Genomic DNA, 5060 nt, shown 5'->3' with positions numbered 1-5060 from the left:
CTTAACCGCTATCGCTTCGAACGGGTCGACCTGCGCGTCGCCAAGCGCATCGCCTTGGGCAAAGCCAACGTGGAGCTGGCCGGCATGTTGCAACAACGCCTGGATGACCAGCCCACCACCTGGGCCGGGGCGCTTCGGCGGGTGAGCGCGTTAGGGATAATCGGCAGCGGGCATCAGGCGCAACTGCAGGCACGCTGGACCTGCGAACTGCTGGGAATCGAACGTGTAGTGATCTGGGCACGCTCCCCTGACAAGGCGCAACATCTCGCCAGGACACTGACTCAAGAGGGGTTCAAGGCCCAAGCGGCCGACAGCGTTGAGGCTGTTTTCGCACAGTGCAATCTGGTGATTACCTGCACACCGTCGACCCAGGCACTCGTGCCGGCCGCCGTGGTCCGTAAAGGCACGCATATTGTCGCCCTGGGTGCAGACAGCCCTGGCAAACAGGAACTGGACCCGTTGCTGCTGCAACGGGCACGCGTGCTCATGACGGATGACCGCGGCCAATGCGTCGACCATGGCGAAATGAGCCACGCAGTACGGGCCCATTTGATCAGCGACCACGCCGACGTTTCCCTCGGCCATGTGCTGGCCGGCAAGGCGTGCGGACGTTTCAGCGACGACGACCTGACCATCGCCGACTTGACCGGCCTGGCCGCTCAGGACATCGCGCTGGCCACCCTCGCGGTGCAGCGCATGCAGGCCGTGAACTGACAACTGTTCGGAGGCCTGCGTACAATCACCGTTCCTTTCCCTGTGCCCGGTTAACCCATGGTCGATATCGCGTTCATCAAGGCAACCGCCGACGGCATCGCCGCCCTGCTCTATCCGGACCTGGAAGCCGTGGTACACGACCTGCGCAGCGGGCGTATTGCCCACATCGCCAATGGCTTTTCCCGACGTCAGGTCGGGGATGAATCGCTGATCACCGATTTGGCTGAGTTGGCTGCGGGACCCGACGTAGTCGGGCCGTATGAAAAGACCGGCCTCAACAGCCGTCAGTTGCGTTCGATCTCCCTCGTCGCCCGCGCGGCAAACGGGGAGCCCAACGCCTTGCTGTGCCTGAACTTCGATGTAACCGCACTGGCCCAAGTGCAGAAACTGCTCTGCGGCTTTGCCGTAGGCCAGCAGTCCCAGGTGCGCCCAGAATCGCTGTTCAGTGGCGATTGGCGGGAAAAACTCAATGAGATCATCGAAACCCTCGCCGCCGCGAATCATTTGAAACCCGCCGACTTCGGCCGAGGGGAAATCATCCAGGTGCTGGTACAGGCACGGGAGCACGGCTTGCTGGATGTGCGTAATTTTGTCGACTACGTCGGCGATTACTTCAAGATTTCCCGGGCCAGTGTGTATAACTATTTGCGTGCCGCTGCGGCGCAGTAATAGGCGATCGCACAATCGGCTCACAAAATGAGCCGAATAAACGGTGTATTCAGCTCACCCCTGTTGCACAGCCTGCAGCAGGCGATGACCGGGTCGTCTGCCCCCCCCGCTCATTTGCCCCCATCCCCCATGTCTGCTAGTGTCGCGCCGGTTTACCGTCTACCGGAATAGCCGCCATGGCCCGCAAAAAAGTTGCACTCGATTTCGAACAATCCCTCGCCGACCTGCAAACCCTGGTCGAGCGTCTGGAGAACGGCGAGTTGTCGCTGGAAGACTCGCTGACCGCGTTTGAGCAAGGCATCGGCCTGACCCGTGACTGCCAGAGCGCGTTGGCGCAGGCGGAGCAGAAGGTCCAGGTGTTGCTGGAACGCGACGGGGAGTTGGCCGAAGAACCTTTCGATGCGGAACAGCCGGAATGATCGACGCGTATCAGGCCAGTAGCCAAGCCCGGGTCAATGCGGCGCTGGAGCCCTTGTTTGTTGCGCCAAGCCCCGAAATCAAACGTCTCTATGAGGCCATGCGCTACAGCGTCATGAATGGAGGCAAGCGTGTGCGCCCGTTGCTCGCGTATGCGGCATGCGAAGCCCTCGGCGCGCCCGCCGAACAAGCCAATGGCGCGGCCTGTGCGGTGGAGTTGATTCACGCCTATTCGCTGGTGCATGACGATTTGCCGGCGATGGACGACGATGACCTGCGTCGCGGCCAGCCAACCACCCATAAAGCCTTTGACGAAGCCTGCGCGATTCTCGCCGGCGATGGCCTGCAAAGCCTGGCGTTCAGCGCGCTGCTGGACCCGAGCTTGAGCAGCGTGAACGCCGAGATCCGTTTGCGCATGGTCACTGCCCTGGCGGTGGCCGCAGGCCCCGCCGGCATGGTCGGTGGCCAGGCCATCGATCTTGGTTCGGTGGGCCAGAAGCTCGATCAACCGGCACTCGAACACATGCACCGGCACAAGACCGGCGCCCTGATCGAAGCCGCCGTCCACTTGGGCGCCCTGGCCAGTGGTCGTGCCGACGCCACGCAATTGGCGGCCTTGCAGGTCTACTCCCGGGCCATCGGCCTGGCGTTCCAGGTGCAGGACGACATTCTCGACGTAGAAAGTGACACCGCCACCCTGGGCAAACGCCAAGGTGCCGATATCGCACGGGACAAACCGACTTATCCTGCGCTGCTCGGGCTGGATGCCGCCAAGGCCTACGCCCTGGAACTGCGCGACCAGGCCCTGGCCGCCCTGCGACCTTTCGACGCGGCGGCCGAGCCCCTGCGTGACCTGGCGCGGTACATCGTCGAACGTCGCTACTGATAACAGCGGCCATTACGGCCGCATATCGGTCAAGTTCGGCGCTCTGCGTGGGCAGTTTGCGATGCTTGAGGTAAACTGCCGCCTCTTCTATACCTATAACGATTCGCCTGATGCCCACGACGTTTCAAGAGATTCCCCGCAAACGCCCGTCCACGCCCCTGCTCGACCGTGCTGCCACGCCGGACGGCCTGCGGCGTCTGGGTGAAACCGAGCTGGTAACCCTGGCCGATGAATTGCGCCTGGAATTGCTCTACACGGTCGGCCAGACCGGTGGGCATTTCGGTGCCGGCCTGGGCGTCATCGAGCTGACCATCGCGCTGCACTACGTGTTCGACACCCCGGACGACCGGCTGGTGTGGGACGTGGGCCATCAGGCGTATCCGCATAAAATCCTCACCGGCCGTCGCGAGCGCATGAGCACCCTGCGCCAGAAGGACGGCATCGCCGCCTTCCCGCGCCGCTCCGAGAGCGAGTACGACACCTTTGGCGTCGGCCACTCCAGCACCTCGATCAGTGCCGCACTGGGCATGGCGATTGCCTCGCGCCTGCAAAACAGTGATCGCAAGGCGATTGCGGTGATCGGTGACGGCGCGCTGACCGCCGGCATGGCTTTCGAAGCGCTGAACCATGCGCCGGAAGTAAACGCCAACATGCTGGTGATCCTCAACGACAACGACATGTCGATCTCGCGCAATGTCGGCGGCCTGTCCAACTACCTGGCGAAGATCCTGTCCAGCCGGACCTACGCCAGCATGCGTGAAGGCAGTAAGAAAGTGCTGTCGCGCCTGCCCGGCGCGTGGGAAATCGCCCGCCGCACCGAAGAATATGCCAAGGGCATGCTGGTGCCCGGCACGCTGTTCGAAGAACTGGGCTGGAACTACATCGGCCCCATCGACGGCCACGACCTGCCGACCCTGATCGCCACGCTGCGCAACATGCGTGACCTCAAAGGCCCGCAGTTCCTGCACATCGTCACCAAAAAAGGCAAAGGCTTCGCCCCGGCGGAAGTCGACCCGATCGGTTACCACGCGATCACCAAGCTCGACCCCCTGGACGCGCCGGCCGCCGCGCCGAAAAAGGCCAGCGGGCCGAAATATTCCGGTGTGTTTGGCGAGTGGCTGTGCGACATGGCCGCCGCCGACCCGCGCCTGGTGGGGATTACCCCGGCGATGAAGGAAGGTTCCGACCTGGTGGCGTTCAGCGAGCGTTTCCCGCTGCGCTACTTCGACGTCGCCATCGCCGAGCAACACGCGGTGACGTTCGCCGCCGGCATGGCCTGCGAAGGCGCCAAGCCGGTGGTGGCGATCTACTCCACCTTCCTGCAGCGCGGTTACGACCAACTGGTGCATGACGTCGCGGTGCAGAACCTCGACGTGCTGTTCGCCATCGACCGCGCCGGCCTGGTGGGCGAAGACGGCCCGACCCACGCCGGCAGCTTCGACCTGTCCTACCTGCGCTGCATCCCCGGCATGCTGGTGATGACGCCGAGCGACGAAAACGAACTGCGCAAGATGCTCAGCACCGGCCACCTGTACAACGGCCCGGCCGCTGTGCGTTACCCGCGTGGCAACGGCCCGAATGCAGTGATCGAAAAAGACCTGGCGCCGATCGAAATCGGCAAAGGCATCGTGCGACGCCAAGGCAGCAAGAGCGCATTCCTGGTGTTCGGCGTGCAACTGGCCGAAGCCCTGAAAGTGGCCGAGAAGATCGACGCCACCGTGGTCGACATGCGTTTCGTCAAACCCTTGGATGAAGCCCTGGTACGCGAGATCGCCGCTAGCCATCAATTGCTGGTGACGGTCGAAGAAAACGCCATCATGGGCGGTGCCGGTGCGGCAGTCAGCGAGTTCCTGGCACGCGAGAACATCCTCAAGTCGGTGCTGCATCTGGGCTTGCCGGACATGTACGTCGAACACGCCAAGCCGGCGCAGATGTTGGCCGAGTGCGGCCTGGATGAAGCCGGGATCGAGGCTTCGGTACGCAAACGTATGGCGCTGCTGGGCCTGTAGAAACCGGATCAAAATGTGGGAGGGGGCTTGCCCCCGATGGCGGCAGTTCAGTCATAGATAAGGTGACTGACCCACCGCTATCGGGGGCAAGCCCCCTCCCACATTGGTTTTGTGCCAACTTTCAAAGCTGCGGACAGCCCATGAATCATCTTCGCCTTGCCCTGCCCTTGCTGCTTCTGCCAGCCCACGACCTGCTCGCCGACTCCCGCGACGACGCGCTCAAACTCCCCGACGTGGTCATCAGCGCCAACCGCCAGGTCCAGGCGCGCAACGACAGCAGCGCCGCCAACACCGTCTTCACCCGCGACGACATCGACCGCCTGCAACCCACCAGCAGGACCTGATCACCCTGCGTCTGACCGAGC

5 protein-coding genes and 1 pseudogene are annotated in these 5060 nt (G+C 63.2%); all 6 read left to right on the top strand.

What is annotated here, in order from left to right; all coding sequences use genetic code 11:
- Window positions 1-714: ornithine cyclodeaminase family protein (locus tag L9Z73_RS25025; RefSeq protein ID WP_430624314.1), on the top strand; the 714-nt coding region annotated here is incomplete at its 5' end.
- Window positions 715-771: 57 nt separating this feature from the next.
- Window positions 772-1383 (top strand): helix-turn-helix transcriptional regulator, encoded by a 612-nt coding sequence (locus L9Z73_RS25020; RefSeq protein WP_247406809.1) that lies wholly within the window; start codon window positions 772-774, stop codon window positions 1381-1383.
- A 176-nt stretch (window positions 1384-1559) separates the two neighbouring features.
- Window positions 1560-1802: an exodeoxyribonuclease VII small subunit gene (locus L9Z73_RS25015; RefSeq protein WP_003176346.1), complete on the top strand. Its 243-nt coding sequence runs from the start codon at window positions 1560-1562 to the stop codon at window positions 1800-1802.
- Complete coding sequence (ispA, locus tag L9Z73_RS25010) at window positions 1799-2686, top strand: (2E,6E)-farnesyl diphosphate synthase (protein WP_247406807.1); 888 nt, start codon at window positions 1799-1801, stop codon at window positions 2684-2686. The genes L9Z73_RS25015 and ispA overlap by 4 nt, the downstream gene beginning before the upstream one ends.
- Window positions 2687-2796: 110 nt before the next feature.
- A complete protein-coding gene (gene dxs / locus L9Z73_RS25005) occupies window positions 2797-4695 on the top strand; it encodes a 1-deoxy-D-xylulose-5-phosphate synthase (protein ID WP_247406805.1) in 1899 nt (632 codons plus the stop codon).
- Between the two features lie 140 nt (window positions 4696-4835).
- A pseudogene (locus L9Z73_RS25000) lies at window positions 4836-5036 on the top strand (TonB-dependent receptor); the annotation flags it as partial.
- Window positions 5037-5060 lie beyond the last annotated feature (24 nt).

It is taken from the genome of Pseudomonas emilianonis (genome assembly GCF_023072625.1).
Lineage (GTDB): Bacteria > Pseudomonadota > Gammaproteobacteria > Pseudomonadales > Pseudomonadaceae > Aquipseudomonas > Aquipseudomonas paraveronii.
The sequence above is the reverse complement of the archived record's forward strand: the minus strand, read 5'-3'. Positions and strand labels throughout refer to the sequence as shown.